Raw genomic sequence first — 23,107 nt, 5'->3', positions numbered from 1 at the left:
GAGGCAGCTATTGAACTTGCAATTAAAAACACCCATTAATTATGGTATGTGCAATGCACAGTTGTTGCGTGTCTAGGAATAAGTTGTGCCCAAAATTGTCGATCATGATGCCTACAGAATGGAGTTAACCCAAAAGGCAATGCTTGTTTTTCGCCATACAGGCTTTGCTGCAATTGGCATGCGCGAGATTGCAAAGGAACTTGGGGTTTCAAAAAGTTCACTCTATCATTATTTTCCCAGTAAAACCGAAATTTTTGTTTCAGTTTGTAAGTACATCTCTAGCTCTAGGCAGAAATATGTTCAGGAAAAATTTGCAGGTAGACGATTGGATTTTGAAGAAAAGAAAAAGGCATACTTTGAAATATTAATAGATATTGATAGTATATTTCGTAGCCATATAGCTCTATTGCACGACTATATGCGCGAGATAGGAAGTGAAGCCATTTCAAATGATAAAAACATTAAAGATATTCGGGGTTCATATTTATCAATGATTAGCTACCTATTTGGCAAAGAAAAAGCAGAGGCAATACTTTGCTCTATGCTCGGTGGCATGCTATTACGCGCTTTTGGTTCACAATCTCCAAGTATTGAACAGTTGGTACAGCTTGCAGTGGATATCCAAAAGGATTAGGTCTGCAACTTTTCTCCACAATTTAAAAAATAAATATAGTTGGATAGTTATCTTAGGGTCTCCTAATAGACACAATGTACTAATCCTAGTGATTTGTACTTAGAGAAATATAACTGTAGTTTGATTCCTGCTAAATCAAATATTGTTATTAGTCTATTACTTTGGAGTAATGATATTACTATACGAGTTTAAGATGTTTTCACTAGTAAATATCAGTATAGTATATAGTTTTTAGTAAAATTTATTTAAGTTAAATCCGATTAATTTCGGTGCATTTATATGTTATACTTATATGCATAATAGTTGAGTAAACTAAGTTCTTAAAATATTCAAAGTTATAAGTTATATTTTTTATGATTATACATTAGTTGTTGATGGGTTAAACATGAATAAATATTTAATATCTATTTCACTACTGGCTCTTGCTGCTTGCGGTGGCGGCAGTGGCGGCAGTGGCGGCGGAAGTGGTTCTAGTAATAATAGCAAACAGCCGGGAATTTTATATAGCTCCAATGGAACATATGAATATGTAGATAAATTTGATATAGATAAAGTTAGAAAAATTTATGATGACAAAGAGTTTACCTTAGCAATAAAACTAGGTCGCGATTATTATGATCTTAAAAAAGATTCAATAATACATCACATGGATGATATTAATGTAGCATTTGCCTATTCCGTAGGTTTATCAGGTAAAAATCAAATAATAACTATTATAGATAGCTACTTTAATAATAATAACATAGATTTGCTTACGAAGAAAATATATGGTGTTGTAGAAACCAATAGTACCTATTACCACGGTTCAAATGTGGCAGTTGTCGCTGCTGGTGCAAAAAATGGTAAAGGATCACATGGTGTTGCGTATAACTCTGATTTATATTTTATCAAACATGGCGATATCTATGACCTAGATAACAAGATACGAGATGCAGCAAGAAAAGGCTCTGTCGTACAAAATAACTCTTGGGGGATAACAGATGAATTAGGTAATTACCTGTATCGAGGTGAGGTTGATACTTACTTAAATCACTTCACATTAGAAGAAGTGCTCGGTCAGCATATATACGGATTTCCTAAACGAAATATTGCCGCAATTGAAATTAACAATTACTTTAATGCATTAAAAGAATTTAGTAAGCAAGGAGTTATCGTTTTTGCAATTTCTAACAATAACGATGAAACTGAATCAACAATAGAAACTGTTTTACCTGAGTATATATCTGAATTACAAGGTAAGTTTATTTCCGTCGGAAACTTTACTCCCTACGATGATAATGGAGTAAGTAAACTCTCAAGAGCTTCTTCTAAGTGTTTTGACTCAGCTAAGTACTGCCTTGGGGCTACTGGGTTGATGTTCGTAGCTGGTAACGTTGAAAATGATGAAACCAATGTTGGAGGTACCTCCTTTGCAGCACCGCAAGTCTCTGGTGGTGTCGCATTACTCGCCGAAGCTTTTCCTTCGTTAAAACCGAAAGAACTGGTCGATCGTCTGCTCGCATCCGCAAACAATAGGTTTGGTAATTTTGTCAAGGAAGGTCACGTAGACTTTGGAAATGGGGTTACCCACGATTACAGCCGCGAATTCGGCCATGGTATGATGGATTTGCGGGCAGCATTGCTGCCAATAGGTAAAGTAGGCACACCGCAAACAGGCAAGGCGCGCGGTTCAGTCAAAGAGCTATCTCAATCAGTAATGACAGTAGGTCAAGCATACGGTGCCAGCTTAAACAATGCATTAGCGCGAAAGAAAATCGCAGTTTTCGATAGCTTGGGTACGGACTTTAAGTTACAAGCCAATACCTTGTTAAGCCTGAAACAAGATGGCACCACAAAGTTAGCAGGTAAGCTCGGCAGTTTCAAAACAACTAACTTGAATGAGAATTCATCACCAAAAACAGCAAGCTTTGCTTTTTCTTCAAATTCAGCGCCGCTTGAAGTTGGTGCATGGAAGGTAGGCTTTGGAACAACGCAAGAACTTGCTTCTAGTTTTGGTCTTGCTGCGCAACAAAATAGTGTTCTTGCAGAAAATACCTCGGCATTCTCTCTTGCACCAAATGGTATTGCTATGGGAGCAACGCAAAGCTTATCGAATGGTGACACGTTTGCAATGCTCTCTTTTGCAGATGCATCCATAACGAACCGCGAAGTATATGGCCTAAGCGCTGTACGTAACTTCTCGTTTGCTAACGACCTTTCATTCAATATTGGTCTTACAGCAATGCGCGAACAAGGAGCGGTGCTCGGACTATCATTTACAGATACACAGACCGAGCAGGAACAATTCTCAAGCTTGACATCCATGTTGAATATGGGCGTGAGTGCACCTGTCGCTGGAGCAAAGATGTTTGCATCAGCTGAGCTTGGCTTGAGCCGTGGCCATGCCGCGGGGCTGGTAACAGATATGGATGAAACGCTGTTTACCGGTTTTTCTGTGGGAGCAACCTGGCAAGACTTGCTGATGAATAACGATAGTTTCTCTCTTTCAATCAGTCAGCCAATGCGGGTTGAAAGCGGTCAGGCAACTATGCGGGTTGCCACAGGGCGAGATAAGCAGGAAAATGTCATTTTTGAAGAGCTTGAACTGGATTTGGCACCAGAAGCTAGGCAATTTGACTTTGGCGTAGACTACAATACGCAAATAACAGCCGGTACCAGCTTGCGGTTTGGTACAGCAGTGGCTGTTAATGAAGGCCATGAAAAGGGCAAGTTAGGTGCCACAGCGCTAGCGCGTATCACGCATCATTTTTAAGTTTACTTACGAAAGGGCCAGTGGGGAATACTCTCTGGCTCACATTGAAGTTTGTACTCTGCTACTAGATGTGTGGTTTTGATACCAGATAACTTGAGTTAGCAATCAAGCTACTACATTTCTAGATTAATATAGAGCCCTATTAGGGGGTAGGTTCTGAAACCATGATAAAATATAATATTTGGTGTAATAATATTGGCGATCTATTATGACATGCTAGAAAAGCATTTAAGCTTTTTACCTCCTCGGCTCAGATGATAGTTTTATGGGGAGGCTATTGAGGAATTTAAAAAAGGCGGGCAAAAGGTATATAAATAGTCAACGAAAACTAGCAACTTTTCGATAGGGCTTTAAATTGAAGCGTATTGTGTACGACTCTTTTTCATTGGGTCGAGAAGATTTTGATGATGCGACGAAGCATGAAGGGCAAATTAAAGTTAGGCTTGCTCATAGTAAAGGGCGTAGTTATTTAATACCTGATGTACTATTTGCTCCAAATGTAAAACGCTACACATACCAAGTTTTTTCGGGGCTCCTATAATTGCCATGTCTGAGAGACATGAAGAGAGAAAAGCTGTTTTTTCAATCGACGTAAAAGCACCCAAAAGTAGCAAAGCCGAACGGATTAAAGTCGAAATTGTCCCATCAGGTTTTTTGCGCTCATTTCCTGATGGCTCCCAATTATACAACTGCATCTTTTGGGGAGGAAAGAAGTTAACCAGATATGCATCGGGTCTATATCAAGAGCAGGCGGATGGAGATTTCTATATAGAAGTATACCACCACACAAATGCGAAGGCTGCTATCAGCATAAGATCGTGTAGTGAGCTTTGGTCATCAGCTTGGAATCTTGAAGGCACTCAGAAACTCGAAAACGTGTACTACGTATATTTTACTACTTTAAACAAAATCAGAAATGAGAGTGATCTTAGGCGAATAGCTATGTCTACTTCTGGTGAGATTCACATGCAAACGACTTCAGAGCCTTACAATCAAAAAATACTAAAATTGCAAGTTTATCGCGAAAGCACTAATAAAAGAACCTCAACACTTAAGTTTCTTGTGCCATCAAGTTATTTTGCGCCACAACATCTTCTATTTCATCCACCGACAACAAACAATTTTGCTTATTACGAGTGTGTAAGACCTGAGATAATGCGTGTTGGAGTGCACTCAAATGAAAATCTGACTATTGAAAGCAACCAGATTTATGGGCAGCTTAAAAAAATAAAACACTTTAACAATGTTGTATTAGGTGATGCTTCGACGTTATTTGGCCTTGAAGCACCCTTCAAAGAAGAAACAACCGATCAAGTCGCAATTCTTGAAAAACTGGATGACAACATAGATTTATTTGACTTTTGGAAAGAAAATTCTAATACAGATCAAGTTTCTAATCGAACAATTGAACCTAGGGAATTTAAAGTAGATCACGGCCTTTAAGAGGGGTAGAGCGAAGCACTTGAACCTTGCTGGATTGGAACCAGGGCAAACGCATGAAGCTATAATGCGATGATTTTTTGCATATAGTCGTTGTTCCAGCCTGCGGTTTTTCTGCGTCTTTTAATGCTGCCCTTTTTGGTGGTATCAGCCTTCACAAGGTTGATGGCGATTTTCCTCAATACACTCAGGTTTGCCGCAGCATTGCGGTCACGAATGCGGCTATCATCCTCACGAAAGCCGACATCCAACACCCAGTGGAGAGAATTTTCTATGGCCCAATGGTTACGAATAGCAGCAGCAATAACAACTGATGAGGCTTGTGCGCTGGTCAGGAAATAGCGAATATCACTGGTGACCTTTGACGGTCCGCCGCCCTGCGGGTTTTTGAGTGAAGAGATTGTCTCCACTGCCAGTACCTGTGCCAGCTTGGGCCAGTCAGTTAGGCTTGTCAGTGCTTGCACATCTTCGCAGGCAAAGACCCTGCGGCGCACTGTGCGTCCATGCGTTTCATCAAAGGCGTCGGCTATAGCACGCATGTTTGCAGGTACATCAAAAGCATTTTGTTTAAAGTAGCCCTGAACTTCGCGATATGCCTTTTTCTGATTACCTTTCAAGGCAAGCAGGTAGTCTGCTCCTTGGGCCAGAATGATCTCCACTGTTGTCTTGTTACAGTGGAGTGCGTCCAGCGATAGCAGGCTCCCCTGCAACTCCAAACCTTCTAAAAGCTCTGCTAGAACAGTTGTTTCTCCGCTCTTGGCACCTATGACACGCTGTGCCAGTGTCACGCCGCTGCCTGTTGAAAAAGCGCTGACAACATGAAGCGGTGATTGCCCTTTACGTCGATCAAATGAACGGCGTAGCGTTTTGCCGTCAATGGCAATATGTGACAAGGCTTCTTCTTTTGCTGGCAGAGTGGATACGGCACGGGCCCAACCCAAAAAGCAAGCCTCAAAATGCTCCGCATCAATAAGCATAAACACACGCCGAAAAGTATCGTGTGAGGGAATACCGTTGGGCAAAGAGAGAAACTGTCCCAGCCATTCGCGCTTACAATCGCCATAATCGGCAATATCTTCGTAGCTTTCCGCTCCTGCCAACACAGCGCATACCGCTATGGCGAGTATATCTTCAAGGCGATATTCCGTTTTGTGAACCTGGCGCGGGTCAGCAATTTGACCAAAGCTTGTAAGTAGATCTTTAAATATAGTCACATCCTCCTAAACAGAGGAAGCTTCTAACCCACTCGATTCATCATGTGAATCCCCACTGCGACTTCATGCGTTAGCCCTGGGATTGGAACAGATTAATGCCACCCGCTAGCTGCGTTTGTTTTGAGATAGGTTTGCAGCCTCATAAGGGAATTACGCGTAATTGATATATGTTTTGTAACTTTGAATAAGCTGGATACTTTTCTTCGAAAATAAATCGCACAGGGCCAACGACCTGCCACCTCGCTGCGTATATTTATCTAGTTCATGTCGATAATGTATAAGTCTTTCAGTCACTATTTACTGGCCGAGAAAACAGGTGCCCAACTGAGGGCACCTGTTCGTAAGTGAAGACCGTTTCACGGATTATTGAACGTATCCAAGTTTCTCGTTCAACTCGCCAATCAAATTGATGGCAGCTTCGGCAACCACAGTACCAGGCGGGAAGATTGCTGAAGCACCGGCATCATAGAGCGCATCAAAGTCTTGTGGCGGAATAACGCCGCCCACAACAATCATGATATCCTCGCGCCCTTCATCTGCAAGTGCCTTCTTAAGGGCAGGGACCAAAGTCAAATGGCCAGCGGCTAAAGAAGAAACACCGACAATATGAACATCGTTTTCAACCGCCTGGCGTGCAGCTTCATCCGGTGTGGCAAACAACGGACCAATATCCACATCAAAGCCCAGATCTGCAAAGGCACTGGAAATAACTTTCTGGCCACGGTCATGCCCGTCTTGCCCCATCTTGGCAATCAGAATACGTGGGCGGCGTCCCTCGTTATCTTCAAACGCCGTGACAAGTTTTTCAACAGTTTGAACGCTTTCGTTCATGCTACCTACTTCGCGCTTATAGACACCGGCAATAGATTTAATCTCTGCCTTATGACGACCAAACGCATTTTCCATTGCTAGTGATATTTCGCCCACCGAAGCCTTTGCTCGTGCTGCAGCAACAGAAAGAGCCAGTAAATTACCTTCTCCACGTTCCGAGGCAACTTGCAAATCTTGCAGGGCTGCTTGTGTTTGTGCCTCGTCACGCTCCTCACGCAAGCGTTGCAACTTGGCTATCTGCTTGGCACGGACTTCAGCATTATCAACCTTCAAAACGTCAAGCGGTGGATCATTTTCGGGACGGAATTTATTCACCCCGATAACACTTTGGTGTCCACTATCAATGCGTGCTTGTGTTTTGGCAGCTGCCTCTTCAATACGCAGCTTAGGAATGCCACGTTCAATGGCTTTTGCCATGCCACCAAGGGCTTCCACTTCTTCAATGTGGCTAAGGGCTTTAAGCGCAAGCTCATTGGTAAGAGCTTCAACGTAATACGAGCCGCCCCACGGGTCGATTGTCCGTGTGGTACCAGATTCTTGTTGCAAAAATAGCTGCGTGTTTCGCGCAATTCGAGCTGAAAAATCGGTAGGCAGGGCCAATGCCTCATCCAGCGCATTGGTATGCAAAGATTGTGTATGCCCCTGCGTCGCTGCCATAGCTTCAATGCAGGTGCGCGTCACATTGTTGTACACATCTTGTGCCGTCAGCGACCAGCCAGATGTTTGTGAATGGGTGCGAAGGGATAGGCTTTTGGGGTTAGCAGGGCTGAAATTTTCCCGCATCAGTTTTGCCCAAATCAATCGACCCGCACGCATTTTGGCAACTTCCATAAAGAAGTTCATACCAATCGCCCAAAAGAACGAAAGTCGTGGCGCAAAGCGATCAATCTCCATGCCCGCAGCCACACCGGCACGCGCATATTCAATGCCATCGGCGATTGTGTAGGCCAGCTCAAGATCAGCTGTCGCACCAGCCTCTTGCATGTGATAGCCCGAAATGGAGATACTGTTAAATTTGGGCATGTTCTGTGCAGTATAGGAAAAAATATCCGAGATAATGCGCATAGATGCTTCAGGTGGATAAATATAGGTGTTCCGCACCATAAACTCTTTCAGGATATCATTTTGAATGGTTCCCGAAAGTTTTTCAGAGCTAACGCCTTGCTCTTCGGCGGCCGCGATATAAAGCGCCATCACCGGAAGCACGGCACCGTTCATGGTCATGGACACGCTCATTTTATCCAGCGGAATACCATCGAAGAGTGTGCGCATGTCATAGATGGAATCAATCGCCACGCCAGCCATGCCCACATCCCCGGCAACGCGGGGGTGGTCACTGTCATAACCACGGTGGGTTGCCAAATCAAAGGCGATGGAAAGGCCTTTTTGACCAGCTGCCAAGTTGCGCCTGTAAAAAGCATTAGAATCTTCAGCAGTGGAAAAACCGGCATACTGGCGAATAGTCCAGGGCTGCTGAACATACATGGTAGGGTAGGGGCCACGCATGAATGGCGCAAGCCCTGGCCAGGTGTCTAAATGTTGAATGCCCTCCAGATCATCAGATCCGTAATTGCCGCGAATGGCAATGCCTTCGGGGCTTTGCCAGTCTGCTTCATTATTGTTGGTTAAATCAGCGTGCGGGGCACTCGTTTTAAAATCTACCTTAGAGAAATCAGGGAAACGGCTCATTAAGTAGTCTCCAATTCACAGGCCGCACATGCGGTGAAGTAAGTGTAACAGTGGTGTAATTCCCTAAGAATATCGCAGCCTTCAAATACTTGTGCTGTGAGGCCAGCCTCGTCCCAATCTTCTCGATCATCTCGCAGGCGACCAGCAAGGCTAACTCTTTTTGCGCCCGCTTCTTGTAGGGCACGCAGTGTGTTTAGGCCTAAAGATTTGTAATCTTCATCTTGGCCGCAAATACAGGCAATTTCAGAGCCACTTTCTTTAAAGGCCTTTTGTAGGGCTTCAAGATTTGTGTATTCTTCGCCGCCACAAGCTTCAATACCACCAACAGCGTAGAAGTTGCTGGCAAATGTTGCTCGTCCAGTGAAAGCGCTCACATTGCCAAGTGTTGCCAAAAACACTTTGGGCCGTGATCCCGTGACATCTTTGATACAATCTGAGCTGTCACGCAAAGCCTCAAACGGTTTAGAAAGGCGAACCGCACTAATAGGTGGGCAAAGAATACCTTCAGCTTGTTTACCAAGCCGTATTTGGTCTGTTGTGTTTGCCCCTTCCCGAATGGCCTCCGCCAACTGCTTCATTTGTGAGCCTTGGGCATCCGGTTGGCGTAGATACCGCGCAAACTGACCACTTTCAGGTACTTGTGTATTATACCTTTTCACTGTCTGCGGTTCTTCGTTCAAGTTTGGAAATGCGCTGGTACCTGTAATTTTGCTATGGCCAAATCGAACCAGTTTATCCTCGTGGGCACGACAATCTTCGATCAAAGAAAAGATTAGCTTATTCTCTAAAGCCGACATTATCCCACCGGCTTGCTCTATTTTCTGGAATAGTTGCCAAGCTTGAGCTGCCAAGTCATGAGTACGCTGCTCAATTAGCCCGCTACCGGCGGATGGATCACCAACTTTTGCAATATGGGATTCCTCTTGCAAAATAAGCTGCATATTTCTTGCAAACCTGCGGGACATGCTGTCTGGGCAGCCATAGGCACTGGTATGTGGCAGAGCGCTCACACTATTGGCCCCACCAATACCAGCGGCAAAGCAGGCGGTGGTTGAGCGAAGCAAGTTAACCCAAGGATCGTGCTTGGTCATCATGCGATAAGAGCTCTCCATGTGTAAAGCAATGGAGTGCTGCTTCAAACCAGAGGCTTCGAGCAATTGTGCCCACAACAAACGCAGTGCCCGCGCTTTGGCAATAGTTGTGAATTGGTCACTAGTGGCAGAAAGCACACTACAAACCCAGCGGCCAAGGTCATCTTCTTGGCAGCCAGCTTCTTCAAGTGAGCGCAGATAATAAATAAGGCCAGATAATACAATTGCGAGCTCTAATGCAGGGCTGGCACCGCTATCATGAAAAAGTCTGCCATCCGCGCGAAAGACTGGCCCCTTAAGCGCTTTTTCCTGCATAAACGCTTTTATATCCGCCATATAACGCGGTAATCGTTCATTCGTCAGATACATAGCCCCACTTGAGGCAAAATAGCTGGGTAAATCCGTTGTACCTGTTATTTTGAGCTTGTCAGCACTCACGCCAAGCCTGGCGGCGGCTTCGAGTACCACAACCAATGTGGAGCTTCCCAACCGCCCCGCATCAATCATTAGTTCCACAAGATCGAGCCTGACACCCTCAAACAGTTTGAGCGCATTATCGACATTCAATAGATTCAAACCGCATCCACGTGCGCGCATGCTGCCTGCCAAAACAAGCTCTAATCCTTGTGCCCCACCTTCAAGGTCTTCAAGAATCTGTTTGTTTGCCAACTGCAGATTTGGAAAGTCTGCTCGTGCTGTTATCGTCCAAGGGACAGAACCTTCCCGTAGTTTTAATGGGGCACTATCAAGCACCCTGGAATAAAGGGGGTGGATTTCTAGGGAGTCGAGATCCTTAGATTCTAGTGCTGTTAATTCTCTCCCCCGAAGGGCCTTAAGAGCAGCTTCTTCCCAGTCGTTTTGTGAAAACGATAGAAATTCATTTGCAAGATTAACGTATTGAATAGCCATAGCAAGTCCTTCCGAAGCCGTTATACGTGTGATATGCAAGCCACTTCAAGCTATGCATTAGGACGAGAGCGAAGCCGCTTTAACTTTTGTCCTTTTCCCATCAAATTAAGCCAAGGCATTGTTAGAAAACCTACATTCATGCCTTGGTAAGAAATGCCATTAGAGTAATTTATCCTCTACTTGTTGCGATTGACCCTACGGTAGATAACGCTGTTAGTATTGCCAACAAGCTAAGCAAGATACTGCAAAATCAAAGCATATCTAAAATAGATAACATAACTATGTGTGGGGAAATGGCACTATATAGAATAGTCGCAGTCAGTTCATCTATCAACAGATATGATGACGACTTTTATAAAATGTATAATACTTAGTGTATGTAATACGCATACTACCTAGTGATTACGCAGGGCGACTTTTCTTCATACAACACCAAAGCTCATACATAATTAGGAGTAGTTAAGGTGCAGATGAACGATACGCCAGATATTGATGCCAAACTAGAGGCTATTAGGGATGCAAGGGCCGCTAAACCAGTGTTGGATATCGTTGAATCGTATCTGCGCCGCCTTGGAGCATCACATATACTCATCACTGGTTTACCTATGCCAAACCGCACGATTGAGAGTCTGGTTCACCGGTTGAGGTGGCCCGATGAGCGAAATGGCGGTGTTGAGCGTACCCAGCTACAGGCACATGATGACGTATTGATGCTAGGCTTGTCAGGTCGCCGTCCAGCTATTCGCAACCTTTCAACGATTGATACAACAAACTCCGAATTATTGGCTTGTCTGGGCGATGGAGCCAAAATAATGATAATTCCTGTGGACGCACTCAAGCCTTTTCAAGCAATGGTGGTGGGGGCCGGCAGGCAAATAAATGTCGAACCCTATGATTTGGCTTCGGTCGAAATTGTAGCGGCTGCAGCTTTTCGGCGACTATATGATTTAGGTGTCGTATCTGACCAGCGTCCAGGCGACCTATCTGCAAGGGAGCGGCACGTATTAGAGCTCACAGCTCTTGGAAAAACTGCCCATGAAATTGCTGAGTTGCTGGATATCTCACAGCGAACAGTGCATGCACACCTACAAAACGCCAGTGCAAAACTGAATGCTTCAAACAAAACGCATACAGTTGTTGAAGCTCTACGCTACGGGCAAATTGACATTTAACAAAAGCGAGCAAACAAATACGCACCCGTAAGCCTTGCTTGTTGTTCTTGATATGGCCGTTAGTTATCCAGAATATCTGTGAGCCTCAGTTAAATGGTGAGAAAATTCAATAGCATTGAACCGGTCATAAATGACCGGTTCAAACAACTGCTTTGTATAGACTAATATTAAGCCATGACTTTTGAGTATAAAAATAAATGGCAGTTAGATGGTTAGATTTAAGTGTTCGAACTGCCAATTTATCGTTTTTTATGTCTATAAATGATGACCAGATAAATCTTGGAAGGCTACATCCCCTTAACCAATAGCCTTCAAATCTGGAACTTTATTTAGAATTCGCTCAGTCTTTTCTTCTCCAAGTTTACTCTTGGCATAGCGAATAGTTGTATGCGCAACTTCGTGTATTTGCTCCATTGATAGGCCCTGGGAAGTAAGGCTATCTAATGCTGCCAGTAACGATATGCTGCCGCTCATTGGGCTTGCCAGTCCACCAAGCATTCCTTGGCTTCCAGCTGCCTCTGCTTTGGCCAGCATTACTTTTGCATAAGGAAACATATCAAAAATTTCCTGTAGCTCCTGCGCACTGATATGCTTGGAAATATAATTGAGTATTTCACCAACTGCGGTTTCAGCTTGCTCCTCTGATATTTCCATCGAGTTTACAAGGTTATCGACCAAGTAATGCATGCCATTCTCCAATAGCCTATTTATTATGCCGCAATAGCGCTTAGTTAAAAACACTGCACTATCTTGTAGCATAATAAGTGTGACAGCTTATTCAGCAAAGGCAACTTTCGCATAGTGGGTTAAGTGATTGACAGGGGTCATTATTAAAAAACAATAGTTTATTTTTAAATCATCGTTTCTGTGAAAATCACCTTGCCAAAAATTGCCGAGCACATTTATCAGATTAAAGTGATAAAAAACAATTATTTAAGAAGCTGCTTAAAACCAAATTATTTCAAATATCTTCATTGTCGCCTTTTGCACAAGAAAGTCGAAACGCTGGCCTATGCGTGAATGCACATGGCAGATCAAATTTACGCCAATGAGGCAATACATGAGCCATAAAGCGCCTCTACATACTGTTAGTACACGAGTTACGATATTCACCCATACATCTTCATGAAATTGTACCAGACTGTCATAATACGAGTTGCGAACGGGCCTTGAAAAGCGATAGGACTTAACAAAACACAATTGTGTGTATCATGGCCGTATCTGCCGCCAGTCCAGCTCAAACAATGATAGAGGTATAAATGAGCCAAGTTGAAAATGTTCTTGCCCACGTCGATGCGAACCTAGAGCATAGTCTTTCAAGGTTGTTTGATCTCTTGAAAATCAAAAGCATCTCAACCGATCCTGAATTTAAGGATGATTGCCGCATGGCAGCACATTGGTTGGCAGATGAGCTAACCAATATAGGTATTCCCTCTAGCGTGCGCGATACCTCTGGTCACCCAATGGTTGTCGGTCATAAAACTGGCGAGGGTAAAAAAGGCCCGCATGTTCTGTTTTATGGCCACTATGATGTTCAACCGGTTGATCCAATTGAACTCTGGCATGCCGATCCGTTTGAGCCGAAAGTTGTCACCCGAGATGATGGCACGCAAATGATTGTTGCGCGCGGTGCCAACGATGACAAAGGCCAGCTCATGACCTTTGTAGAGGCAATGCGGGCTTGGATGGCAGTTACTGGCGACCTGCCAATTAACGTCACTGTTTTTCTTGAGGGTGAGGAAGAAAGCGGTTCACCTTCACTCGAGCCATTCTTGGAAGCGAATAAAGAAGAGCTGTCACAAGATGTAGCGCTTGTTTGCGATACCAACATGTGGAATCGCGACACGCCGGCTATCTCAATTATGCTGCGTGGTTTGGTGGGCGAAGAAATAACCCTCAAAGGGCCCAGCAAGGATTTACACTCGGGTATGTATGGCGGAGCGGCACGCAACCCATTACACGTGTTAAGCGAAATGATTGCAGGCCTGCGCGATAAAAATGGGCATATCACGTTACCTGGCTTTTATGATGATGTGCCAGAGCTTCCCCAGGAAATTAAAAGCATGTGGGACAAGCTGGGCTTCAATACCGCAGAGTTTCTGGGGGAAATTGGATTGAAACAAGCTGGTGGTGAGAGCGATCGTAGCGCTCTAGAGCAAATCTGGTCACGCCCTACTTGCGAGGTCAATGGTTTATGGGGTGGCTACACAGGTGCTGGCTTCAAAACGGTAATACCGGCAATAGCTCAGGCAAAAATATCATTTCGCTTGGTGGGAAATCAAAATCCCGATAAAATCCGTAGCGCCTTTCGTGCTTACATGCAGGAAAAATGTCCGGCAGATTTTGAACTAGAGTTCCACCCGCATGGTGGCGATCCGGCATTGCAAATTGATATTAATTCTCCTGTATTGGAAAATGGACGCAAGGCTTTGGCAGATGAGTGGCAAAAAGAAGCTGCCCTCGTTGGTTCAGGCGGCTCGATCCCGGTAGTTGGCAGCTTTAAAGATATCCTCAACATGGATACCATGCTGATTGGTTTTGGTTTGGATGAGGATCAAATCCATTCACCCAATGAAAAATACGAAATGCAAAGCTACCACAAAGGCATTCGCTCTTGGGTGCGTGTATTAGATGAGCTTGCTAAGTAAAAGGCTTGGCAAATTAAATCTGGAGTACGATATGGTGTTGTCGCCCTTAGGGGCGGCAATAGAACAAAACTAGTAAACCTATATGTTTTTATAAGGTAATTTCCATGAGATCGATTTGCGTTTTTTGCGGCTCCAGTGCAGGTGCTAAACCTGCTTATGAGGCAGCGGCACAATCGCTGGGGCATTATTTGGCCAAGCAAAATATAAGCCTGGTCTATGGTGGTGCACGGGTAGGGCTAATGGGTACAATTGCCGATGCCCTGCTTGAAGCCGGGGGTCACGTTACTGGTGTCTTGCCCAAAGCACTACAAGAACTTGAAATAGCTCATCCCGATATACAAAAATTGCATATTGTAAAATCGATGCACGAACGAAAAGCCATGATGGCGCAGCTCTCGGATGGCTTCATAACCTTGCCCGGTGGCATTGGTACTTTGGAAGAGCTATTCGAAGTCTGGACTTGGGGGCAATTAGGCTACCACAACAAACCCCTAGGCTTTTTGAATGTCGAGAACTACTTTGATCCTCTTTTGGAATTTATTGATCACATGGTAACGGAGCGCTTTTTGAAAGCTGAAAACCAAAGCATGCTCGCAATTGCCAAGCAACCCCAAGAGCTTATTGAATTGATGCAAGCTTATAAACCGCCTAGAGTTTCCAAAATCATTCATAAAGAAGAAATCTAGTGCTTGCTTTCAATTACTAGGCCATTTCTCTCTCCCCAAGAAGTGGGAGTTACCCGCGGGCATAAATACAGCGCAATTGCAAGAAGGAGGAGGGCCGATACATTTAGTAAGTGTATTTCCTCTTTCACTGCGAGAAACGCTAGTAAACATCCGCTAGCAAGCTCAATCAGGCTAGTTGTCTTTTCAAGGCCCGTTCCACGCCGGCAAACGCATACCAACAATAAGAAAAAGGGTAGGGCACCAGAGAAGAAAACCACACCGGCAAATACAAAGGGCGTATCAGCCAAATTCAACGTGCTGGTACGAAATAAAAGCTCAGTGGCGAGAAATAAAATGGATGCAACCGTTGCACCTAAAAATAGGCAAGCGGCAGCCGATTTGCCACTTAACAGGCTTAGTTGTGGTTTCGCATGCGCGTTCACAATACTATAAAAGCAAGGGGAAAATAAGCATAATGCCAATGCAAAAAAGCTCCCACTTTGCTCATTGGCGCTTGTTATCGTTATTTTTATAGCAATGAGAACCACAGCTACAAGGTTTAACAAACCGGTGAGTCGTAGCCGAATCCGGTGCTCACTTTGCTCGCTGGGGGACGAAGCGATCCAATAAAACAAGGGAGTACTCATATAAAGGCATAAAGCATTGGTAAGGTCGATTGAGCTAAGCGACAAAAAAAACAAATAAACACCCGTTGCCATGAGTGCGCCCAAAAGTATTTGCCTTAGCGCTTCTCGAGGCACTTTATAGGCTCTGGGCAAGTAATAGGCTAGGAGAAAACCTGGTAGAAAAAAGCGAATAAAAAGCAATAGGGCAGAGGAAATATTGCCTTCTGCGGCGAGTTTTCCGAAAAATCCCAAACTGCCTAGTGAAATGGAAGATAAAATCAACGCTGTAACAGTGAGCAAAAAAGGTGCACTGGGCAGAAAATTTGAAATCAACTTTCAAATACTCACTAGGATTTTGGTCTCAAAAAGCATCGCCCACATTTAAAAATGAGAGATAATTTGCAGTAAAACGCTGACATGAACAGGTTGTAGTACACAGCCTTAGTGCTTCTATGAATAATGAAATTTTCTCCTACTGAGAACTGCCTTTTTTGGGTATGGCCATTCGAATACTAATAAGTAATGGGGAACATAGCGCAGCAAGAAAATCACTCTTACTGACCAGTTCCCTCAAAAAAACGGGGTAAAGCAGACCGCTACTATAAGCTTGTTAGGCCCGTTAAATCAGCAAGGACCGCAGAGGCTGGGTAATCGTGATACTCTTCAGGGTATTGAAAACGATTGAGCCACACGGTTCGAAAACCGAAATTGCTAGCACCAGCAATATCCCAGCGATTGGAAGACTGGAAGGAAACTGCGTTGGGGTACACACGAAAGTGTGTTGTAACCATGTCATAAACCTGAGGATCAGGTTTATAGCGGCCGATCAAATCGACAGAGAATACTTCATCAAATAAATCTTCTATTTCAGCGGCTTTGCAAGCAGCACTGAGCATCTCTGGCGAACCGTTCGACAATATCACCAAGCGGCAGCCAGATTCTTTCAAAGCCTTCAATACCATCGGCACTTCTGGGTAACAGTCCAGATGCCAATAGGCCTCAAGCAATGCATTTCGATGGCTTTTATCAATAGAAGGGCAATGATGGAATGCCGCATCAAGCGCCAACTCGGTCAGATCCCAAAAGTTTTGGTAGCTTCCCATGAGCGAATGCACCCAAGAATACTCAAGTTGTTTGTTTCGCCAGATCTGTGAAAACTGCTGTGCTTCCGGTCCAAGAACATCGCTATAGCGCCGTACAGCAGCATGCACATCAAATAAAGTTCCATAAGCATCAAAGGCATACACAGAATGCTGCATTGGTTTCTCCATGAGAAGGCCTCTTAGTTATGAGTAAGACATGCTTTTTTCCTTCAAAGGTCAAGGCCGTCTCCGATAAATTGCATTGGAAAATCGACTTTCGCACATGCAACCATTGGAGCAATATCTAGATTTTTTCAAAAAAACCTTAGCAATGAAGAATTCACAGTTTACATGCCCTGGTTCAGCTAAAAAACATTGAACACCTATCCCCTTCTATTGAGAATAAAAAAACACATCCTACCCTTTATTGGGGTATTTATACTGTTTGGAGCTATTTTTTTGCACTTGTTTTCTAGCTGGCATAATAAGGCAAGGTAACGGTGAAAAAATACAAAAACCTATAAGTACGAAAACCACAAATGCTCTGGGAGCTTGCATATTCAGGAGAGTATAATGACGGAATGGTCCAAAACGTGGAACTGGATAGATGGTGAATGGTTTGAGGGAAATCCTGCCATTATGGGCCCGAGAACACATGCCGCATGGCTTTCATCAAGCGTTTTCGATGGCGCCCGTGGTTTCGAAGGTGTCCTGCCAGATATCGATTTACACTCAAAGCGTGTGAATAACTCAGCCCTTGCTCTTGGCCTAAGACCAACAATGCGTTGGGAAGAGGTGGTGGAACTTTCAAAAGAAGGGATGACCAAGTTTTCTAAGGATGAGGCTGTGTACATTAAGCCAATGTATTGGGCCGAATCCGATGGTCCTGGCGTAATTGTCGGCGATCCAGCATCAACCAGGTTTTGCCTATGTTTATTCGAAGCACCATTGGCAAGTAAGGACGCCACGTTTAGTGTCACTTTATCGCCTTTCCGCCGCCCGACTGAAGAAACCATGCCAGTCTCAGCAAAGGCCGGTTGTTTGTATCCCAATAATGCACGCGCCATGTCAGAGGCGAAATCACGCGGTTTCGATAATGCGGTTGTTTTGGATGCTTTAGGACATGTGGCAGAATTAACCTCCGCGAATATCTTTATGGTCAAAGATAATGAGGTACATACACCGTTCCCAAATGGCACGTTTCTAAATGGTATAACACGTCAGCGGGTGATAAAACTACTCAAGGATGCAGGCTATAAAGTGCATGAGCGTCTGCTACGCTATAGCGAGCTTATGGAAGCCGACGAGCTGTTTTCAACGGGCAACTATTCTAAGGTTACTGGCATCAATCGTATCGAAACCAAGCAGTTGGAACTTGGCCCGATTACACAAAAAGCCCGTGAACTTTATTGGGACTTTGCTCACTCTTAATTGGCTTTGGTTTTAATGCCAGGTTGTCACGGTAAAAAAGCAAAGCAGTGCTTGTAGGTCTCAGTACTGCTTTTCTGTTCTTAAAACTATAATAGCCATCCATAGTTTCCAAATGCCAAAAAATAACGAACTTCAGGTGTTTATAAAAGTAAAACTATTATATATTGCAATTGGTTAGGATTGTTCCGTTAAAAAAGAAAGAAAAATATTTGTAAATTATGGGTGCGACTCATTGCTCCTCCGTGAAAACACGACTATTTTCACAGCAACAAATCAGTGGTCGTGCCTATTGCTCGACACTAAATTAATAGTTTGCCACCTGAAATAGATGAGGAATTACCTATGTCTTTTGTTCTTGAAGATCTTCCATATGCATACGATGCCTTGGCACCTTACATGTCTGCTGAAACACTCGAGTTCCACCACGACAAGCACCACCAAGCATATGTAACCAACGGCAACAAGTTGCTGGAAGGTTCAGGGCTTGAAGGCAAGTCTTTGGAAGAGATCGTTAAAGAGAGCTTTGGCAAAAATGCTGGTCTATTTAACAATGCAGGCCAGCACTACAATCACCTTCATTTCTGGAAGATGATGAAAAAAGATGGTGGTGGTTCATCACTTCCGGGCGATCTTGCTAAGAAAATTGACGAAGACCTGGGTGGTTTTGACAAGTTTCGTGCAGATTTCATCAATGCTGGTGTAACACAGTTTGGTTCTGGCTGGGCTTGGCTGGCAATGAAAGACGGCAAATTGGTTATTATGAAAACACCTAATGCCGAAAACCCATTGGTTCATGGCGCAGCGCCATTGTTGGGTGTCGATGTTTGGGAACACTCCTACTATATTGACTACCGCAATGCCCGTCCTAAGTACCTGGAAGCTTTCATCGACAACATGGTCAACTGGGAATACGTGGAAGAACTGTTCTCTAAAGCCGGTTAATTGAATTTTGCCTCCCACGTTAAGTGGGAGGCATCTGCTCTATGAACTTTTACTTTGCTCTTAGCGATTCTTTTTTGGCTTTATCTGCAAGTGCTTGTGCAATGAGAGATATGATTTTGTTTGCGGCTTCTGATTTAACAGTCCTTGTCACAGACTTTTTCATGACATTTGGATAATACTTTTTCAGGTGGGCTATACGTTCAGGTGAAGAGCCAATCCCCAATGGTAATACTCTATCATCGCTAAGAAGGTATTTTCCCTTTACCCTAAGCAAATTTACACTACCAAGGTTAACGATTTCATTTTTCTTAACGGTAAAAGTTGGAGCACTCTTTTTCAGCGCTGCATTCGCCTCAGTTGTGCCGTAACTACCAAAGTTAACATACTCATCACCGCATTTGGCATAGTGCACGTAGTAAGTACCAGGTTTTAAGTAGATGAGGTCATATTTAATATTTACATTTTCGTTAGTTCTCAAGTTTACAGCCTGCATATAGCCATAAGCACATTGCTTTCTCTTCATACTAAGGTAAAGCATGGCAACGGCTTTGCCTTGAGACAGAGCTGTGAATGCCTTCTTTTCTTCTTCTAAATCCGGTGCTTTTTCAGGTTTATATACACCCGAGGCACAAGCAGACATAAGTAATCCAGCTAGTATAATTGCAATTTTATTAAACATTCTTGATATCCTGTTGTAAATAACAGGTACTTATAAGTATATATATCCATCAATTTCAATTAGAAAATGCTGTCTTCAAATCCGAGTTGACAACGGGATATGATAATCTGCTCTAGTTTTCCATTCATCAAATACAAAAAGGCTTCACACTCGCTTTGTGTTGCAAAGCATGCTTTTGTACTCACATTATAACTTGGTTCTTCTGTCAATATACGTCCCGAAACATTCGCCTGCCATAATTTGTTAGCTCCAAATTGTTTTACGGCATTTTGGCAATCATAGCGTGTGCCGCGAATCTGGGGTATTTCGCGCCCAGTAGGACGAAACAACTGCCGTTCCAAGGGGTTTCGGCTGGCCTGTGATGCGCAGCCCACTAAAATACACAGGCTGCCAATAGCGCAAAGAAAAATGCGGCTCATATAATGCTCCCAAACTTATAGTATCTATGATTATGGTGGGTAGGGCTGTTTAATTTGCTTATGGGGGGTAAGTAAGCAAAGCACCAAATAACGCGGCTTAAGCTTACTAATCCCAGTTGAACAAACCTGTATAATAGCCTTTTTGGCATGCAGCGCTGTTCACCTGCTGCAAATACCCGCGCATGAAGTAGAGATAAGCCTTGCACTTTTCATGAGTTTTAAAACAGGCAACCGACGAGACATGGCGGGTCGGGTCGCTAAACTGCCCGGAAACAAAAGCTTGGTAAACATTTTTTTTACCATCCTTACGCACTCGGAGCTTACAATCGTATTCACTGCCATGAATACGTGGCGCACTTTCCATATCGTTGGGGAGCAGGTGATTGAAGGGGTATAACTCACGCGCAAAAGTATTGGTAAAAGGTGTTACGCCGAGTACGCAGACAATTATAGCCATTTTTTTTATTGCACGAATTTGCATGCTTGGCCTCCATTATTATTGCAGCCAAGACTAATTAAAAACCAAAACAAAACTCTTAATCAGCTCTGATAATTCGTGAGCAAGGTTAAAACAAACTTATCAGTCTTTTGTGTTCAAAAACTTAGAAAGCGCTAATTCTTGTGATAAGACAAGCGCTTTCAAACAATATTTTGCAAGAATAGACAGATCAAAAATAAGCGACCCACTGGTTAGAAACCATTCGAGCCGCTCATTTGTCCGCCAATATCTATGTGTTCCCAGTGGATTGTGCGACTTTGATTGCAAATGCATAAACCAATGCGACCTCTTTAAGCCGCTCAAACCGGCCAGAGGCACCACCATGTCCGGCGTCCATATTGGTACGCAACATTAACAAGCTGTCACTTGTTTTCTTGGCACGCAATTTCGCAACCCACTTGGCAGGTTCCCAGTAGGTCACTCGCGGATCCGTAAGCCCACCCAGCGCGAATATAGCGGGGTAGTCTTGTGCACTTACATTATCAATGGGAGAATATGAGGCTATGTAGCGGTAATCCCCCTCACTGGTAATAGGGTTGCCCCACTCGGGCCACTCTGGAGGCGTGAGAGGTAAAGTGTCGTCGAGCATTGTACTAAGCACATCTACAAACGGTACTTCCGCGATGATTCCGGAAAACCTATCAGGAGCCATATTGGCAACAGCTCCCATCAACATACCACCGGCAGAGCCACCATGTGCAACAACACGTTCATAGCTGGTATACCCCTTATCGTTTAAGTAGCTACAAGCTGCGATGAAATCATAAAAAGTATTCTTCTTGGTTTCACGGCGTCCCGTTTTATACCACTCAAATCCCTTGTCCTTACCACCGCGTATATGCGCAATTGCATAGACAAAACCACGATCAACAAGTGATAGGGCATTACCTTGGAAACTTGCGGGTATAGAAATACCGTAGGAGCCATAGCCATATAGTAAGCAAGGTGCCTGACCATCAAGCGCTGTATCTTTATGATATAACAAGCTTATCGGCACCAGAGCCCCATCGTGTGAAGGTGCAAATACACGGCGAGTTATATAATCCTCACTGTTATGCCCGCTCGGGATTTCCTGGGTTTTTCGCAGCACCCGCGACCGTGTTGCCATATCATAGTCATAGGTTTGCGTTGGGGTCGTCATTGAAGAATAGGTAAAGCGTAAGTTTGTGGTCTCAAACTCATAACCATCAATCATGCCAAGGCTATAAGCTTCCTCAGCAAATGCTATTTCATGCTCAACATTGCCTTCAAATGCGTGAATAACGATGCGAGGCAAGCCTTCATATGTTTCAAGGCGAACAAAATAGTCCTTGTATACAGTCATAGCCCGTATCAGGCACCCTTGTTGATGCGAGACGACATCTTTCCAAAGATTTGGATCTTTATGTTTGAGCTGGTCATGCACATTGACCGAACTGATTTTAAAATCCTCAGCACCATTGATGTTGCTTAAAATGAACAACTCATCGCCACGGTCTTCCAGCGAATATTCTACACCGACCACTCTTGGCTGAACCACTTCTGGTGTTCCCAAGGGGCTATTTGCTCTAAGAATGCGGACTTCGCTGGTTTCATGATCATGAATATCAATGATGATGTATGCACCAGATTGACTGCGGGAAACCCCCATAAAAAAACCGGCGTCTTTTTCTTCATAAACCAGCGCATCAAGCGCGCTATCCGTGCCGACCTCATGGCGAAACAATTTGGAAGGCCGGTGGTTTTCATCCAGTCGCACGTAAAATATATATTTGCCACAAGATGACCAGACACCACCACTACCCGTATCTGTTATGATTTCATCCATATCCTTGCCAGAGGCAAGGTCTCTGATTTTTAGCGAGTAATACTCGGAGCCTTTATCGTCATAGGCCCATGCTAAAAAACGGTGGTCGTCACTGTGGGAGGCTCCGGCAATCTTGAAGTATGCCTTATCTTTGGCCTCTTTATCACCATCAAGAAGGATCTCTTCGTGATTGTTTTCCAAGAAGAGGCGATAGAAAATAGGGTGCTGTCCACCTTGAATATACTTGAGAGCGTATGCGTAAGTGCCATCATTGCTCGGTACCGAGCTATCGTCCTCTTTAATACGCCCCTTCATTTCTTGGTAGAGTGTCGACTGAAGAGTCTCAGTATCAGCCATTTGCGTATTGGTGTAAGCGTTTTCTGCTTCCAGATACTCGCGTATGTCAGCAGAAAGTACACTCGGGTCTTTCATCACCTCCTGCCAGTTATCAGCGCGTAACCAACTATAGTTATCCATCCGAGTGGTACCATGTTCGGTAAATTGAACAGGCTTGATAGTGGCACAGGGGGGGCAAGAGGTGGCTTTCATATTCATCCTTTGCAATTATCAGCACGAGTATTTTTGTATTAATCTATAT

18 protein-coding genes are annotated in these 23,107 nt (G+C 44.0%); 8 read left to right on the top strand and 10 right to left on the bottom strand.

Annotation, left to right across the window (positions count from 1 at the left end):
* Positions 1-85: 85 nt before the first annotated feature.
* From AYK67_RS01740 to AYK67_RS17035, 3 genes are all read left to right on the top strand, one after another.
* Positions 86-634: a TetR/AcrR family transcriptional regulator gene (locus AYK67_RS01740; RefSeq protein ID WP_068081466.1), complete on the top strand. Its 549-nt coding sequence runs from the start codon at positions 86-88 to the stop codon at positions 632-634.
* 385 nt (positions 635-1,019) lie between these two features.
* Positions 1,020-3,386 carry a S8 family peptidase gene (locus AYK67_RS01735; protein ID WP_068081463.1) on the top strand — a complete coding sequence of 789 codons (2,367 nt, stop codon included), beginning with the start codon at positions 1,020-1,022 and terminating at the stop codon, positions 3,384-3,386.
* Between the two features lie 546 nt (positions 3,387-3,932).
* Positions 3,933-4,829, top strand: coding sequence for a hypothetical protein (locus tag AYK67_RS17035; protein ID WP_156453020.1), 897 nt, complete (start codon positions 3,933-3,935; stop codon positions 4,827-4,829).
* Positions 4,830-4,888: 59 nt separating this feature from the next.
* On the opposite strand, the gene AYK67_RS01720 is transcribed toward AYK67_RS17035, so the two are convergent.
* The 3 genes from AYK67_RS01720 to AYK67_RS01710 form a co-directional block, all read right to left on the bottom strand.
* The gene (locus AYK67_RS01720) at positions 4,889-6,040 is read right to left on the bottom strand and encodes an ISAs1 family transposase (protein WP_244266860.1); all 1,152 of its coding nucleotides are present in this window, start codon (positions 6,038-6,040) and stop codon (positions 4,889-4,891) included.
* Positions 6,041-6,403: 363 nt separating this feature from the next.
* Positions 6,404-8,560 (bottom strand): methylmalonyl-CoA mutase, encoded by a 2,157-nt coding sequence (scpA, locus tag AYK67_RS01715; RefSeq protein WP_068081456.1) that lies wholly within the window; start codon positions 8,558-8,560, stop codon positions 6,404-6,406.
* Entirely contained in the window at positions 8,560-10,560 is a 2,001-nt protein-coding gene (locus AYK67_RS01710) for a methylmalonyl-CoA mutase family protein (RefSeq protein ID WP_068081453.1), read from the bottom strand. The genes scpA and AYK67_RS01710 overlap by 1 nt, the downstream gene beginning before the upstream one ends.
* A gap of 470 nt (positions 10,561-11,030) precedes the next feature.
* On the opposite strand from AYK67_RS01710, the gene AYK67_RS17505 reads away from it, so the two are divergent.
* Positions 11,031-11,732: a response regulator transcription factor gene (locus tag AYK67_RS17505; protein WP_068081450.1), complete on the top strand. Its 702-nt coding sequence runs from the start codon at positions 11,031-11,033 to the stop codon at positions 11,730-11,732.
* A 297-nt stretch (positions 11,733-12,029) separates the two neighbouring features.
* Here AYK67_RS17505 and AYK67_RS01700 read toward each other — a convergent pair whose 3' ends face one another.
* Positions 12,030-12,419 carry a DUF2780 domain-containing protein gene (locus AYK67_RS01700; RefSeq protein WP_068081447.1) on the bottom strand — a complete coding sequence of 130 codons (390 nt, stop codon included), beginning with the start codon at positions 12,417-12,419 and terminating at the stop codon, positions 12,030-12,032.
* A 572-nt stretch (positions 12,420-12,991) separates the two neighbouring features.
* On the opposite strand from AYK67_RS01700, the gene AYK67_RS01695 reads away from it, so the two are divergent.
* Together AYK67_RS01695 and AYK67_RS01690 are read left to right on the top strand one after the other, a co-directional pair.
* A complete protein-coding gene (locus tag AYK67_RS01695; RefSeq protein ID WP_068081443.1) occupies positions 12,992-14,380 on the top strand; it encodes a dipeptidase in 1,389 nt (462 codons plus the stop codon).
* 104 nt (positions 14,381-14,484) lie between these two features.
* Positions 14,485-15,066: an LOG family protein gene (locus tag AYK67_RS01690; protein ID WP_156453019.1), complete on the top strand. Its 582-nt coding sequence runs from the start codon at positions 14,485-14,487 to the stop codon at positions 15,064-15,066.
* Here AYK67_RS01690 and AYK67_RS01685 read toward each other — a convergent pair.
* Positions 15,063-16,004 carry a DMT family transporter gene (locus AYK67_RS01685; RefSeq protein ID WP_068081438.1) on the bottom strand — a complete coding sequence of 314 codons (942 nt, stop codon included), beginning with the start codon at positions 16,002-16,004 and terminating at the stop codon, positions 15,063-15,065. The genes AYK67_RS01690 and AYK67_RS01685 overlap by 4 nt on opposite strands.
* A gap of 266 nt (positions 16,005-16,270) precedes the next feature.
* Positions 16,271-16,930, bottom strand: a complete 660-nt coding sequence (locus AYK67_RS01680) for a haloacid dehalogenase type II (protein WP_068081505.1) — start codon at positions 16,928-16,930, stop codon at positions 16,271-16,273.
* A gap of 396 nt (positions 16,931-17,326) precedes the next feature.
* Here AYK67_RS01680 and AYK67_RS01675 point away from each other — a divergent pair, with 396 nt between their 5' ends.
* A complete protein-coding gene (locus AYK67_RS01675) occupies positions 17,327-18,184 on the top strand; it encodes a branched-chain amino acid aminotransferase (RefSeq protein WP_068081435.1) in 858 nt (285 codons plus the stop codon).
* A gap of 342 nt (positions 18,185-18,526) precedes the next feature.
* On the top strand, positions 18,527-19,126 hold the full coding sequence (locus tag AYK67_RS01670; protein WP_068081433.1) for a superoxide dismutase: 600 nt from the start codon (positions 18,527-18,529) through the stop codon (positions 19,124-19,126).
* Between the two features lie 49 nt (positions 19,127-19,175).
* Here AYK67_RS01670 and AYK67_RS01665 read toward each other — a convergent pair whose 3' ends face one another.
* The 4 genes from AYK67_RS01665 to AYK67_RS01650 all read right to left on the bottom strand — a co-directional run bounded on the left by AYK67_RS01665 (position 19,176) and on the right by AYK67_RS01650 (position 23,058).
* Complete coding sequence (locus tag AYK67_RS01665) at positions 19,176-19,805, bottom strand: hypothetical protein (RefSeq protein ID WP_068081430.1); 630 nt, start codon at positions 19,803-19,805, stop codon at positions 19,176-19,178.
* A gap of 59 nt (positions 19,806-19,864) precedes the next feature.
* Positions 19,865-20,224 (bottom strand): hypothetical protein, encoded by a 360-nt coding sequence (locus AYK67_RS01660; RefSeq protein ID WP_068081427.1) that lies wholly within the window; start codon positions 20,222-20,224, stop codon positions 19,865-19,867.
* Between the two features lie 106 nt (positions 20,225-20,330).
* Positions 20,331-20,705, bottom strand: a complete 375-nt coding sequence (locus AYK67_RS17405) for a hypothetical protein (protein WP_208976188.1) — start codon at positions 20,703-20,705, stop codon at positions 20,331-20,333.
* Between the two features lie 247 nt (positions 20,706-20,952).
* Positions 20,953-23,058: a S9 family peptidase gene (locus AYK67_RS01650; RefSeq protein WP_156453018.1), complete on the bottom strand. Its 2,106-nt coding sequence runs from the start codon at positions 23,056-23,058 to the stop codon at positions 20,953-20,955.
* Positions 23,059-23,107 lie beyond the last annotated feature (49 nt).

The sequence above is a fragment of the Polycladidibacter stylochi genome, from assembly GCF_001562055.1.
Lineage (GTDB): Bacteria > Pseudomonadota > Alphaproteobacteria > Rhizobiales > Stappiaceae > Pseudovibrio > Pseudovibrio stylochi.
Note: the sequence above shows the minus strand (reverse complement) of the source record. Positions and strands in the feature narration are given on the sequence as shown.

Excerpts from the sequence above, each read along its gene's own strand:
- AYK67_RS01735 (WP_068081463.1), top strand. The coding sequence starts at position 1,020 with ATGAATAAATATTTAATATCTATTTCACTACTGGCTCTTGCTGCTTGC.
- AYK67_RS17035 (WP_156453020.1), top strand. The coding sequence starts at position 3,933 with ATGTCTGAGAGACATGAAGAGAGAAAAGCTGTTTTTTCAATCGACGTA.
- scpA (WP_068081456.1), bottom strand. The coding sequence starts at position 8,560 with ATGAGCCGTTTCCCTGATTTCTCTAAGGTAGATTTTAAAACGAGTGCC.
- AYK67_RS01710 (WP_068081453.1), bottom strand. The coding sequence starts at position 10,560 with ATGGCTATTCAATACGTTAATCTTGCAAATGAATTTCTATCGTTTTCA.
- AYK67_RS17505 (WP_068081450.1), top strand. The coding sequence starts at position 11,031 with ATGAACGATACGCCAGATATTGATGCCAAACTAGAGGCTATTAGGGAT.
- AYK67_RS01700 (WP_068081447.1), bottom strand. The coding sequence starts at position 12,419 with ATGCATTACTTGGTCGATAACCTTGTAAACTCGATGGAAATATCAGAG.
- AYK67_RS01695 (WP_068081443.1), top strand. The coding sequence starts at position 12,992 with ATGAGCCAAGTTGAAAATGTTCTTGCCCACGTCGATGCGAACCTAGAG.
- AYK67_RS01690 (WP_156453019.1), top strand. The coding sequence starts at position 14,485 with ATGAGATCGATTTGCGTTTTTTGCGGCTCCAGTGCAGGTGCTAAACCT.
- AYK67_RS01680 (WP_068081505.1), bottom strand. The coding sequence starts at position 16,930 with ATGCAGCATTCTGTGTATGCCTTTGATGCTTATGGAACTTTATTTGAT.
- AYK67_RS01675 (WP_068081435.1), top strand. The coding sequence starts at position 17,327 with ATGACGGAATGGTCCAAAACGTGGAACTGGATAGATGGTGAATGGTTT.
- AYK67_RS01670 (WP_068081433.1), top strand. The coding sequence starts at position 18,527 with ATGTCTTTTGTTCTTGAAGATCTTCCATATGCATACGATGCCTTGGCA.
- AYK67_RS01665 (WP_068081430.1), bottom strand. The coding sequence starts at position 19,805 with ATGTTTAATAAAATTGCAATTATACTAGCTGGATTACTTATGTCTGCT.
- AYK67_RS01660 (WP_068081427.1), bottom strand. The coding sequence starts at position 20,224 with ATGAGCCGCATTTTTCTTTGCGCTATTGGCAGCCTGTGTATTTTAGTG.
- AYK67_RS17405 (WP_208976188.1), bottom strand. The coding sequence starts at position 20,705 with ATGCAAATTCGTGCAATAAAAAAAATGGCTATAATTGTCTGCGTACTC.
- AYK67_RS01650 (WP_156453018.1), bottom strand. The coding sequence starts at position 23,058 with ATGAAAGCCACCTCTTGCCCCCCCTGTGCCACTATCAAGCCTGTTCAA.